The sequence below is a fragment of the Micromonospora citrea genome (assembly GCF_049629545.1).
Classification (GTDB): Bacteria; Actinomycetota; Actinomycetes; order Mycobacteriales; family Micromonosporaceae; genus Micromonospora; species Micromonospora citrea_A.
Map to the genome: position 1 here is coordinate 135,461 of NZ_JBNADX010000004.1, position 11,416 is coordinate 146,876.

Consider the following 11,416-nt stretch of genomic DNA (forward strand, 5'->3'; position numbering starts at 1 on the left):
AAGGTCTGGAACCGATGAGCGGATCCACGCCGAGCGAGACCGAGTCATGACCGCCCCCGCCCGCTTCTACCAGGTGTCCCACCTCGACGCGCTCGAGGCGGAGAGCATCTTCGTGATGCGCGAGGTGGTCGCGGAGATGGAGCGCCCCGTGCTGCTCTTCTCCGGCGGCAAGGACTCCATCGTCATGCTCCGGTTGGCCCAGAAGGCGTTCGCGCCGGCCAACATCCCGTTCCCCGTCATGCACGTGGACACCGGGCACAACTTCCCCGAGGTGCTGGAGTACCGCGACCAGCGGGTCGCCGAGCTGGGCCTGCAGCTGATCGTGGCGAGCGTGCCCGAGGCCCTGGCCGGCGGGACGGTGCGCGAGCCGGCCGACGGGACGCGCAACCGGATCCAGACCCCGGTGCTGCTGGACGCGGTGGAGAAGCACCGCTTCGACGCGCTCTTCGGCGGCGCCCGGCGCGACGAGGAGAAGGCCCGGGCCAAGGAGCGGGTGTTCAGCTTCCGCGACGAGTTCGGCCAGTGGGACCCGAAGAACCAGCGGCCGGAGCTGTGGTCGCTCTACAACGGCCGGCACCACCCGGGCGAGTCGATCCGGGTCTTCCCGCTGTCCAACTGGACCGAGCTGGACGTCTGGCACTACATCGCCCGGGAGCGCATCCCGCTGCCGTCGATCTACTACGCGCACGAGCGCGAGGTCGTCGAGCGGGACGACATGCTCTACGCGGTCAACGAGTTCTTCCGCCCCCGAGCGGGCGAGGAGCGGTTCAAGGCCCGGGTGCGGTACCGCACCGTGGGCGACGCCTCCTGCACGGCGGCCGTCCGCTCGGACGCCGACACGGTGGAGAAGGTGATCGAGGAGGTGGCCGCCACGCGGATCACCGAGCGCGGCGCGACCCGTGGCGACGACCGGGTCAGCGAGGCCGCCATGGAGGACCGCAAGCGGGAGGGCTACTTCTGATGAGCGCCGAGACGATCGCCGCGGGCGCGGCGGAGAGCCGCGCTGCAGGGCCGGAGGCCCGGCCGATGGACCTGCTCCGCTTCGCCACCGCCGGCAGCGTGGACGACGGCAAGTCGACCCTGATCGGCCGGCTGCTGTACGACACCAAGTCGCTCTTCACCGACCAGCTCGCCGCCGTGGAGGCGGTCAGCGCGGCCCGCGGCGACGAGTACACCAACCTGGCGCTGCTCACCGACGGCCTGCGCGCCGAGCGGGAGCAGGGCATCACCATCGACGTGGCGTACCGCTACTTCGCCACGCCGCGGCGGAAGTTCATCATCGCCGACACCCCGGGGCACATCCAGTACACCCGGAACATGGTCACCGGCGCCTCCACCGCCGACCTGGCGCTGATCCTGGTGGACGCCCGCAAGGGCCTGGTGGAGCAGTCCCGCCGGCACGCCTTCCTCTGCTCGCTGCTTCGGGTGCCGCACCTGGTCCTCTGCGTCAACAAGATGGACCTGGTCGACTACTCGCAGGAGGTCTTCGAGCGGATCGCCGACGAGTTCACCGCGTTCGCCGCGAAGCTGGACGTGCCGGACCTGACCGTGGTGCCGATCTCCGCGCTCAAGGGCGACAACATCGTCTCCCGGTCGGAGAGCATGCCCTGGTACGAGGGGCCGTCGCTGCTGCACCACCTGGAGCGGGTGCACATCGCCAGCGACCGCAACCTGGTCGACGTCCGCTTCCCGGTGCAGTACGTGATCCGCCCACAGTCCACCACCGTCACCGACTACCGGGGCTACGCCGGTCAGGTCGCCTCGGGCGTGCTCAAGCCCGGCGACGAGGTGATGGTGCTGCCGTCCGGCTTCACCAGCCGGATCTCCTCGGTGGAGACGGCGGACGGCCCGGTGGCCGAGGCGTTCCCGCCGATGTCGGTGACCGTACGGCTGGAAGACGAGATCGACATCTCGCGCGGCGACCTGATCTGCCGGCCGAACAACGCCCCGGCGGTGTCGCAGGACATCGAGGCGATGGTCTGCTGGATGGACGAGACCCGTCCGCTCCAGATCGGCGGCAAGTACGCGATCAAGCACACCACCCGGTCCGCGCGGGCGATCGTGCGGGCGCTGCACTACCGGCTGGACATCAACACGCTGCACCGGGACGAGGCGGCCGGCGAGCTGAAGCTCAACGAGATCGGCCGGGTCCGGCTGCGCACCACGGTGCCGCTGCTGGCCGACGAGTACCGCCGCAACCGCACCACGGGCGGTTTCGTCATCATCGACGAGACCACCAACCGCACCGTCGGCGCCGCCATGATCGTCGACGCCACCTGACCTACCCCCACCCGCCCTCCACCGCGCCCCGCCGGGGCCGGAGACGCAAATACAGAGAAAGAGTGGCTATCCGCCGAGGAATAGCCACTCTTTCTCTGTATTTGCGCCCGGCGGGCTGGCGGCCTCACGGGCTGGCGGGCGGCGTGGCCGGCGCGGTGGCGTGGGCCACGGCGGCGGTCGGGGCGGGTGGTGTCAGGGGAGGCGGGTGGCGCCGGGGGCGGGGAGGACGGTGACGTGGTGGGGGGCGGCGAAGCCGCGCTCGGCGTACGCGTGGGTGACGGCGTCGGCGACCGCCCCGGCGGAGGCCGCCTCGACCAGGGCGAGGACGCAGCCGCCGAAGCCGCCGCCGGTCATCCGGGCGCCGAGCGCCCCGGCCGCCAGCGCCGCCTCGACAGCGGTGTCGATCTCCGGCACGGTGATCTCGAAGTCGTCCCGCATCGACGCGTGCGAGGCGGTGAGCAGCGGGCCGATCTCGCGTACCCGACCGGCGCGCAGCAGCTCGACGGTGTCGAGGACCCGCTGGTCCTCGGTGACCACGTGCCGGACCCGACGGCGCGTCTCGTCGTCGGACAGCCGGCCGAGCGCCGTGTCCAGGTCGGCGACGGCCACGTCGCGCAGCGCCGGCACGCCCAGCGCGGACGCCGCCGCCTCGCAGGACCTGCGGCGGGAGGCGTACTCGCCGTCGGCGTGCCGGTGCGGGGCCCGGCTGTCCACGACCAGCACGGCCAGGCCGGCGGCGTCCAGGTCGAAGGGGATGTGCTCGACGGCCTCGGTGCGGCAGTCCAGGAAGAGGGCGTGCCCCTCCCGGCAGCGGATCACCGCGGACTGGTCCATGATCCCGGTCGGCGCGCCGACGTAGGAGTTCTCGGCGCGCTGGGCCAGCCGGGGCCGGCGCTCGGCGGGCAGGTCCAGCCCGCCGAGGTCGACCAGGGCGGCGAGCACCGCCGCCTCCAGCGCGGCCGACGAGGAGAGCCCGGAGCCGAGCGGCACGTCCGAGGCGATCGCCAGGCGTGCGCCGGGCACGGCGTACCCGGCCTCGCGCAGCGCCCAGACGACCCCGGCGACGTACCCGCCCCAGCCGGTGACCCGACCGGGCTCGTCGGCCTCGGCCGCGCCGAACTCGACCGGCTGGTCCGTCGTCTCCGACCAGACCGTCCAGCGCTCACCCGGCTGCCCGGACGCGGCGACGACGGTCCGCAGCGACAGGGCGAACGGGAGCACGAAGCCGTCGTTGTAGTCGGTGTGCTCGCCGATCAGGTTGGCCCGGCCGGGAGCCGCCCAGCGGCCCGCCGGCTGCTGCCCGTACGCGGACCGGAAGCCGGCGGTGGCGCGGGCCGCGACGTCGGTCATCGCTGCTCCAGGATGTGGGTGCGGTAGAAGGCCCAGGCGTCGCCGACCATGTCTTGCAGGGTCGGCTTCTCCGGCGTCCAGCCCAGCTCCTCGCGGGCCAGCGCGGAGGAGGCGACCAGTTCGGCGGGGTCGCCCTCGCGGCGCGGCGCCATCTCGACCGGCAGCGGCCGGCCGGTGACCTCGCGGACCACGTCCACCACCTGCCGGTTGGTGAAGCCGTTGCCGTTGCCGAGGTTGTAGATCCGGTGCCGGCCGGCGACGGCGGCGGTCAGCGCCAGCAGGTGGGCGCGGGCCAGGTCCTCGACGTGGATGTAGTCGCGCACGCAGGTGCCGTCGACGGTCGGGTAGTCGTCGCCGAAGAGTTGGAGCTTCTCCCGCCGGCCGGCGGCGACCTCCAGCGCGATCGGGATCAGGTGCGTCTCCGGGTCGTGCCGTTCGCCGATCGCGAGGTCGCCGCGCAGGTACGCCCCGGCGACGTTGAAGTAGCGCAGCGAGACGGCGGCCAGGTCGTGCGCGACCGCCTCGGAGGTGAGCGCCATGTCGACGGCGAGCTTGGTGGCCCCGTACGTGTTGGTGGGGGCCTTGACCGCGGTCTCGGGGATGGGCAGTTCGGCCGGGTTGCCGTAGACGGCTGCGGTGGAGGAGAAGACCAGCCGGGGCACGCCGGCCGCGCGGACCGCGTCGATCAGGGCGATCGAGCTGACCGTGTTGGCGTGCCAGTACAGCTCCGGCTTCACCATCGACTCGCCGGCGGCGATCAGCGCGGCGAAGTGCAGCACCCCGTCGAAGCCGGCCTCGGGGGTGAGCACCCGGGCCGCCTCGTGGACCGGCAGGTCGACGTGGGTGGCGTCGGGGGCGAGCGCCGCGCGGTGCCCGGTGCGCAGGTCGTCCAGGACCGTCACGTCGTGGCCGTTGTCCAGCAGCATCCGGGTCACCACGCTGCCGATGAAGCCGGCGCCGCCGGTGACGAGCAGTTTCACGTGGGGTCCTCCCTGCCTGGCCGTGTCCCGCCACGGCCGTTCGTGATCACCCTACGGCCGTACGGGGGGCCCGCGCCCGGCGTCGACCTGGGCCGTCATTCCATCATAAACCTTCAGGAATGAACAGATACGAACACGGGGCGTCGGGCGACACGGACGGCCCTACCATCACCTGCATGCGGGAAGTGGCAGGTCCCGGGTCCCGGAGGCGCGCAACCGGACGACCACGGCGGGCACCCGGGCCGGTGGCGCGCAGCGTGGCCCGGCTCGTCGTCCGGGCCGCCGACGGCGCCACCCGGCTCGTCACCGCCCTGCTCGGCGCGAGCCCGGCCGCCGGGCGGGAACGGATCAGCGAGGACGAGCTGCGCGACCTGGTCGCCGCCAACACGGTGCTCGACCCCGACGAGCGCCGGATCATCGACGAGGTGCTGGTCGCCGGGGCGAGCCTGGTGCGCGAGGTGATGATGCCCCGCACCGAGGTGGTCTTCCTCTCCGCCGGGATGAGCCTCGCCGAGGCCGGCCGGGTGGTCCGGGCCGACACGCACACCCGCTACCCGGTGGTCAACGGCACCCACGACGACGTCGTCGGCTTCGTGCACCTGCGTGACGTGCTGCTCCGCCCCGACCTCGACCCGCACGCCACGATCGGCGAGCTGGTCCGCGAGGTGAAGCAGCTGCCCGGCAGCAAGCGGGTGCTCGCCGCGCTGACCGAGATGCGCCGGGAGGGCCACCACCTGGCGGTGGTGATCGACGAGTACGGCGGGACCGCCGGCATCGTCACCCTCGAAGACCTGATCGAGGAGCTGGTCGGGGAGATCCACGACGAGTACGACGGCGCGCCCGAGCCGCCCCACGCCGGGCTGCCCGCCGTGGTCGACGGCCGGCTCAACCTCGCCGACTTCGCCGAGCGGACCGGCGTCGCGCTGCCGACCGGGCCGTACGAGACGGTCGGCGGGTTCGTGATGGCCGCGCTGGGACGGCTGCCGGTCGCCGGCGACGAGGTGCCGGTGGTCCCGCCCGACGCCGACGACCCGGAGACGCCGGGCGGCGGCTGGCTGGTGCGGGTGCTGGCCCTGGAGGGACGCCGGGTGTCCCGCATAGCGGTCTCCGCCGCGCGCCTGCCCGAGCAGCGACGCGAGGTCACGGCCCCGGGCGGGCCGGCGGTGAGTCGACCCGCCGGCCCGTCATGACGTACGCCGGGGGTTGCTGACAGAATTGCCGGCATGTCCGACGTACCCGCCCGCCCGCGCGTCTTCTCCGGCATCCAGCCGACGGCCGACTCGTTCCACCTCGGCAACTACCTGGGCGCGGTACGACACTGGGTGGCGCTGCAGGAGAGCCACGACGCGTTCTACTGCGTGGTCGACCTGCACGCGATCACCGCCGGGCACGACCCGAAGGTGCTCAGGCAGCGCAGCCGGGTGGCCGCCGCCCAGCTCTTCGCGGTCGGGCTCGACCCGGAGCGCAGCACCCTCTTCGTCCAGTCGCAGGTGCCCGAGCACTCGCAGCTGGCCTGGGTGCTCGGCTGCATCACCGGCTTCGGCGAGGCCAGCCGGATGACCCAGTTCAAGGACAAGTCGCAGAAGCAGGGCAGCGAGCGGGCCAGCGTCGGGCTGTTCACGTACCCGATCCTGCAGGCCGCCGACATCCTGCTCTACCAGGCGAACGCGGTGCCGGTCGGCGAGGACCAGCGCCAGCACCTGGAGCTCTCCCGCGACCTGGCGCAGCGGTTCAACTCGCTGTTCGGGCAGACCTTCACGGTGCCCGCGCCGCACATCGTCAAGGACACCGCGAAGATCACCGACCTGCAGGACCCGACGGCGAAGATGTCGAAGTCGTCCTCCTCGCCGGCCGGCATCATCGACCTGCTGGAGGACCCGGCCCGCTCGGCCAAGAAGATCCGTTCGGCGGTCACCGACACCGGGCGTGAGATCGTCTTCGACACCGAGACCAAGCCGGGCATCTCCAACCTGCTGACGATCTACTCGGCGCTCTCCGGCCGGGGCATCGACGACCTGGTCGCCGCGTACGACGGCAAGGGCTACGGCGACCTGAAGAAGGACCTCGGCGAGGTGGTCCGGGAGTTCGTCACCCCGATCCAGGAGCGCACCCGCGGTTATCTGGACGACCCCGCCCAGCTCGACAAGCTCCTCGCCGCCGGTGCGGAGAAGGCGCGCGCGGTGGCCTCGGCGACGTTGCGCACGGCGTACGACCGGGTCGGCTTCTTCCCGCCGGTCCGCTTCGAGTAGCGGCCCCGGGTCGTCAGGGGTGGAGTCGGTGGCCGGAGGGGTGGCGCGGAGCGTGGATCGCAGGGACGGGGCGCCGAGGGCCGGTGACACCATCCAGATCGGGATCGCGGTGGACATCCCGGAGCCGTGGGGCGGCATGCTCACCCGGCGTCGGGTCGAGGCGGGCGACCCGCAGGTGGTGCCGGCGCACGTGACCCTGCTCGGGCCGACCGAGATCCCGGTGGCCGCGCTGCCGGCGGTCGAGGAGCACCTGGTCCGGGTCGCCGCCGTGCACCTGCCCTTCACCCTGCACCTGCGCGGCACCGGCACCTTCCGGCCGGTGACCCAGGTGGTCTTCGTGGCGGTGGCGGCCGGGATCAGCGAGTGCGAACTGCTCGCCGCCGCCATCAACGCCGCGCCCGAGCTGCACCGGGAGGCCCGCTTCCCGTACCACCCGCACGTCACCGTCGCGCAGGACGTCGCGCCGGAGGCGCTGGACCGGGCGTACGAGGACCTGGCCGACTTCTCGGCGATGTTCGAGGTCGACTCGTTCACCCTCTTCTCGCACAGCGGCGAAACCCGGTGGCAGCCGCGCCGGGACTTCCGGCTCGGTGGCTGACCGGGCCCGGTGAGCACTTGCCCGCCCCGGCCGGCGGGAGATCGGCGAGGATGACGTGGTGGACGCGTGGGGTCGGCTGACGACCGGCATGGACCGCCGGTTCACCACGGCCCGGCGGAGGTGGCCCCGGTTCGACCACCTGTGGCGGGCGGTCGACCTGTACGGCAACGTGCTCGGCGGCCGGCTCGCGGCGGCCATCGCCTACTACGGGTTCTTCGCCGTCTTCGCGCTCGCATTGGTCGCGTACTCGATCTTCGGGGCGATCCTGGAGGACAACGACGAGGTCAGCGACGCGGCGGCCGACTTCCTGCGGCAGAACCTGCCCTTCCTCGACCCGCAGCAGATCGCGCAGAGCAGCAACACCGTCGGCGTGGTCGGCCTGGTCATCCTGGTCTTCACCGGGATCGGCTGGGTGGAGGCGATCCGCTCGTCGCAGCGGCTGATGTACGGGTTCAACCAGCAGCCCGGCAACCTGGTGGTGCGCCGCCTGGTCGACCTGGGCGTGCTGGTGCTGGTCTTCGTCATGCTCGGGCTCTCGGTGGCGGCCGTGGACGCCCTGGAGTCGCTGCTGCGCTTCCTGCTCCGGGCCACCGGCTCGGTCGGCCTCACCACGATCAGCGCGGTGCTCAGCGTCGTGATCAACGCGGTGCTCGCGGCGGCGCTGCTGGTGGCGGTGCCCCGGCTGCGGATGAGCCGGCGCCGGCTGCGGCCCGTGGTGCTGTTCGTCGCGGTGGGGATCACGCTGTTGAACACCGTCGGGCGCTACTACATCGTGCGGACCGAGCGGAACCCGGCGTACACGGTGGTGGCCGGCGCGGTGGCCGTGCTGCTCTACCTCTACGTGCTCAACCAGCTGGTGCTCTTCGGCGCCGCGCTGGCCGCGACCAGCCGGCACGGCCGGGTGGTCGACCTGGCCGAGGGGCCCGCCCCGGCGGACCTCGACGTCGAGGTGGACGCGGACACCGATCCGGGTACGCCGGGAGGGGCGGGCTGACATGCTGATCGAGATCGACCCGGGCGCGACGGCGCCGCCGTACGAGCAGGTGCGCGGGCAGTTGGCCGCCATGATCGGCGACGGGCGGCTGCCGGTCGGCACCCGGCTGCCCCCGGTCCGGCAGTTCGCCGGGGAGCTGGGACTGGCGGTGAACACCGTGGCCCGGGCGTACCGGGAGCTGGAGGGCGCCGGGCTGGTGGAGACCCGGGGCCGGCACGGCACGTACGTCGCGCCGGGGCGGGACGACGCGACCGACCGGTTGCAGCGCTCGGCGCTGCGCTACGCCGAGGAGGCGGCCCGGCTCGGCGTGCCGCCGGAGACGGCGCTGGCGCTGGTGCGCGCGGCCCTCGACGCCGCCACGCCCGGCTGACCACCGCCGCGCCCGCGCCACCGGCGCTCCCGCTCACCACCGCCGCGCCCGCGCCACCGACGGAACGGATGCCCGGCCCGTCGCCGTACCGGGCCGCGTCGTCGTCGGCTCACCGTGGGTGCTTGACCCGGTGCGGTGGGGCCGGGAGGGTGGGGCGATGACGGGGTTCGAGGTGCGGACGGTCGTGGCGGCGCCACGCGAGCGGGTCTGGTCGGCGTTGACGGAGCCGGCGGAGGTCCGGCAGTGGTTCGGCTGGGACCATCCCGGCCTGGACGAGGAGATCCGGTACATCTTCGTCGACCACGCCCAGGCGGTCCCGCCGGACCGGATCGCGCTCGCCGGCGGCCAGGAGATCCAGGTCGTGGACGACGGCGGGCGCACGGTCGTCCGGGTGGTCATGCCGGGGGAGAGCGACGAGGCGTACGACGCGCTGGCGGAGGGCTGGCGGCTCTTCTTCGCCCAGCTGAGGTTCCGGCTGGAGCAGGCTCCCGCCGGGGACCGGCGCACGGTGCGCCTCAGCGGTGTCACCGGCGGCTCCCGACTGCTCGCCGCCCTCGACTCGGCCGGGGTGAAGGAGGACTGGCACCGTAGCCGGTACCTGCACATGGTGGTGGACGCCGACGGGCTGCTCGTCGCGGCGACCGCCGAGCGGCCGCTGACCGACGAGGGGCCGGCCCCGGCCGCCCTCGTGGTCAGCGGGTACGGTCGGGACCTCGCCGAAGTGCGGGCCGGCTGGGTCGAGCGCTGGCGGGCCACCGTGGGCGACGATCCGGTGGTGGAGTGAACCGCAGGCGGGACACCGACAGTCGAAGGAAAGATGAATAGGGCAAATGCCGCACGGCCCGGTGAGCCGACCGACCATGATGAGCCGGTGGGCGCACTCGTGACGTTGGACCTGCCGGACGACTCGCCGATGCTCGGCCTGCCGTGGATCATCACGTTCGGCCCGCTCGGCGACCCGGCGGAGTGGGAGCCGGTGGTCTGCGGCCCGTACGAGCGACCGCACGCGCTCGCCCTGGCCGAGGCGGTGGTGGCCGAGGAGCAGTTGATGGCGGTGGTCGAGCCGCTGGTGCCGGCGCTCTCGGCCGACGAGGTCCGGGGCGAGATCGCCGCCGCGCAGATCGCCGCGCGCGACGACGAGTCCCGGATCGAGGAGTCCGACCTCTACGGCGACTTCTCCGACGTCCTCGACGAGGAGTTGGAGCGGGCGGCCGCGCAGGAGGAGCACCCGCCGGAGCCGTTGCCCGCGCCGACCGAGGCGGAGCTGCGCGCCGGCTTCGAGCGGATCGCCGAGCAGCTGCGACGCAAGGGGCGTTGACCGGGCCCCGGCCTGTCGGGCGGCGGGGCAGCGGCCCGGGCGCTGTGGGCCGAGGGAACCACCACGGCCGGACGAGCGGCGGTCAGCTCACCGTCATGGCCTGCAGGTCCACGTTGCCGCACCCGCCGTGGTAGTCGATCTCGGTGGTCCAGGTGATCGCGAGGTGCGCGTCCCGGGCTGCCCGGAACCGGATCTCGAACCGGGCGGTACGGTTGGTGCTCCGGTCCTCCATCCGCAGCGTGGTGGTCGGGCCGCCGTTGGAGAGGCGGACGTCCAGCCGGCCACGGGCGATCCACAGGCCGGCGTAGAGCTGCACCGTACGCAGCTCACCCGAGCCGGCGACGGCGAGCGCGAAGCCGTTGCCCCTGCCGCAGGTGTACACGCCGGTGGGGGTCGCGTGGGCCGACGCGACCGGTGCGCCGTCGGACCAGCTGAACGACTCCGGATTGCTGTCGTAGCTGCCCCGGACACCCGGTCCACCCTGGTCGACGATCTCGCCCGTGCCGTTGCGCTTGCGCACCACGGAGTCCCCACCACGCAGGCCCCAGTGCGCCCAGTCGCGGCTGCCGCCCGAGGTCAGGTCCACCACGTCCGGTACGTCGTGCCGCGTCACGGTGAGGTACGGCGACGCGGGTGGTGGCTTCGCCACCGTCGTGGACGGCGACGCCGCCGGCCGGGCGGTCGTGGTCGCCGCCGGCCGTGCGACCGGGGACCGCTCCCGCTGCCGGAATCCGGGTGACGGCCTGTCGGTCCGCGGGTCGGCGGGCACGCTGGTGAAGTCGGTGGTGGGCAGACCGACCGGGTGGGGTGCGCGGCCGGGTCGGGGGTCGTCGGCGGTGCGGCCCGTTCCGAGGTACGCCCCCAGGCCCATCAGGCAGGCCAGGACGGTCAGCGCCGAGACCACCCGGTGCCGGCGGGGGCGGGAGCCGATCAGCCGCCCGGAGCCGGGGCTCCCCCCGATCGGGGCGGGTCGACGCGCCGCCGGGAGCGCCGGTGGCCTCTCGCCGGCCGGGAGCGTCCGCGGCCTCTCGCCGGCCGGGATTGTGCCCCGGTCCACGGTCGCGCCGCCGCCGCGCGACCCGGAGCGGTCGACCGTGGCGGCCCCGTCCACGATCGCGCGGAGCTGCCGGGGATTCACCACGGGGAAATCCGGATCCGTGCTGCGGGTGACATCCCGGGCGGTCCGCGTCTCCCTCGTCGGCCGGTCGGGCGGCAGGCCGCCGACCCGTGGCTCTTGCTGGGGGTTCTCGTCCGTCATGAAGCCTTCCCCTGCCACC

Annotated in this window: 12 protein-coding genes; 9 read left to right on the top strand and 3 right to left on the bottom strand. The window is 73.4% G+C overall.

Annotation, left to right across the window (positions count from 1 at the left end; translation table 11 throughout):
- Positions 1–46 precede the first annotated feature (46 nt).
- Positions 47–961, top strand: a complete 915-nt coding sequence (cysD, locus tag ACPFP2_RS06875) for a sulfate adenylyltransferase subunit CysD (protein WP_424087220.1) — start codon at positions 47–49, stop codon at positions 959–961.
- Positions 961–2,280 (top strand): sulfate adenylyltransferase subunit CysN, encoded by a 1,320-nt coding sequence (gene cysN, locus ACPFP2_RS06880; RefSeq protein WP_424087222.1) that lies wholly within the window; start codon positions 961–963, stop codon positions 2,278–2,280. Before cysD ends, cysN begins: the two co-directional genes overlap by 1 nt.
- A gap of 192 nt (positions 2,281–2,472) precedes the next feature.
- Here cysN and galK read toward each other — a convergent pair whose 3' ends face one another.
- Both galK and galE read right to left on the bottom strand, forming a co-directional pair.
- Positions 2,473–3,630 (bottom strand): galactokinase, encoded by a 1,158-nt coding sequence (galK, locus tag ACPFP2_RS06885; RefSeq protein WP_424087224.1) that lies wholly within the window; start codon positions 3,628–3,630, stop codon positions 2,473–2,475.
- Positions 3,627–4,556 (bottom strand): UDP-glucose 4-epimerase GalE, encoded by a 930-nt coding sequence (galE, locus tag ACPFP2_RS06890; protein ID WP_424087539.1) that lies wholly within the window; start codon positions 4,554–4,556, stop codon positions 3,627–3,629. Before galE ends, galK begins: the two co-directional genes overlap by 4 nt.
- A gap of 230 nt (positions 4,557–4,786) precedes the next feature.
- Here galE and ACPFP2_RS06895 point away from each other — a divergent pair, with 230 nt between their 5' ends.
- The 7 genes from ACPFP2_RS06895 to ACPFP2_RS06925 all read left to right on the top strand — a co-directional run bounded on the left by ACPFP2_RS06895 (position 4,787) and on the right by ACPFP2_RS06925 (position 10,139).
- On the top strand, positions 4,787–5,800 hold the full coding sequence (locus tag ACPFP2_RS06895) for a hemolysin family protein (RefSeq protein ID WP_424087226.1): 1,014 nt from the start codon (positions 4,787–4,789) through the stop codon (positions 5,798–5,800).
- 33 nt (positions 5,801–5,833) lie between these two features.
- Positions 5,834–6,859, top strand: coding sequence for a tryptophan--tRNA ligase (trpS, locus tag ACPFP2_RS06900; protein ID WP_424087227.1), 1,026 nt, complete (start codon positions 5,834–5,836; stop codon positions 6,857–6,859).
- Positions 6,860–6,878: 19 nt separating this feature from the next.
- Positions 6,879–7,457, top strand: a complete 579-nt coding sequence (locus tag ACPFP2_RS06905; RefSeq protein WP_424087229.1) for a 2'-5' RNA ligase family protein — start codon at positions 6,879–6,881, stop codon at positions 7,455–7,457.
- Between the two features lie 88 nt (positions 7,458–7,545).
- The gene (locus ACPFP2_RS06910) at positions 7,546–8,451 is read left to right on the top strand and encodes a YihY/virulence factor BrkB family protein (protein ID WP_424087541.1); all 906 of its coding nucleotides are present in this window, start codon (positions 7,546–7,548) and stop codon (positions 8,449–8,451) included.
- Between the two features lies 1 nt (position 8,452).
- A complete protein-coding gene (locus ACPFP2_RS06915; RefSeq protein WP_424087231.1) occupies positions 8,453–8,821 on the top strand; it encodes a GntR family transcriptional regulator in 369 nt (122 codons plus the stop codon).
- Positions 8,822–8,978: 157 nt separating this feature from the next.
- Positions 8,979–9,605 carry an SRPBCC family protein gene (locus ACPFP2_RS06920; protein WP_424087233.1) on the top strand — a complete coding sequence of 209 codons (627 nt, stop codon included), beginning with the start codon at positions 8,979–8,981 and terminating at the stop codon, positions 9,603–9,605.
- 87 nt (positions 9,606–9,692) lie between these two features.
- Positions 9,693–10,139: a hypothetical protein gene (locus ACPFP2_RS06925; RefSeq protein WP_424087235.1), complete on the top strand. Its 447-nt coding sequence runs from the start codon at positions 9,693–9,695 to the stop codon at positions 10,137–10,139.
- Positions 10,140–10,221: 82 nt separating this feature from the next.
- Here ACPFP2_RS06925 and ACPFP2_RS06930 read toward each other — a convergent pair whose 3' ends face one another.
- A complete protein-coding gene (locus ACPFP2_RS06930; protein WP_424087237.1) occupies positions 10,222–11,280 on the bottom strand; it encodes a hypothetical protein in 1,059 nt (352 codons plus the stop codon).
- Positions 11,281–11,416 lie beyond the last annotated feature (136 nt).